The 515-nt window shown below is 68.7% G+C and carries 1 protein-coding gene; it reads right to left on the bottom strand.

The window, feature by feature from the left end; all coding sequences use genetic code 11:
- Positions 1–515: phosphatidylserine/phosphatidylglycerophosphate/cardiolipin synthase family protein (locus IV04_RS24555; protein ID WP_037441864.1), on the bottom strand; the 515-nt coding region annotated here is incomplete at both ends.

The following is a 515-nucleotide window of genomic DNA, read 5'->3' as shown; positions in this document are numbered from 1 at the left end:
ACCGAATCGTCGATGGTGAAGTGCTTCGAGTGCAGGATGTACGGCGGCCGGTACATCCAGATGCGCACGCCGGCGCGCAGCAGCTCGTCGTAGTAGGAGCGCTGCGCGTGGTAGACGACGGCCTGATCCCCGGTCTCCGAGACGAAGAGCTCCACCTCGACCCCGCGCGCCGTCGCGGCGCGGAGCGCGTTCATGATCGAGCCGTCGGGCACGAAGTAGGGGCTCGTGATGCTGATGCGCCGCTGCGCCGCGTAGAGCAGCGCGACGAAGACCTGCAGGTTGTTCTCGCCCGCGTACCCGGGCCCGCTCGGCACGATCTGGCAGTCGAGCGCGCCGGGGCGATCCGACTCGAAGTCGGACTCCGCGAGGTGCGCGAGCAGCTCCCCGGTCTCGAGGTACCAGTCGCCCTGGAACACGGCCTCGAGGCCGAGCACGATGGGGCCCTCGACCCGCACCATGAGGTCCTTCCAGTGCAGGCCGCGCCGCCGGTTCGACGGCTTGTTGTAGCTCGAATC

Source organism: Serratia sp. Ag1, from assembly GCF_000743355.1.
Classification (GTDB): Bacteria; Pseudomonadota; Gammaproteobacteria; order Enterobacterales; family Enterobacteriaceae; genus Chania.
Note: the sequence above shows the minus strand (reverse complement) of the source record. Positions and strands in the feature narration are given on the sequence as shown.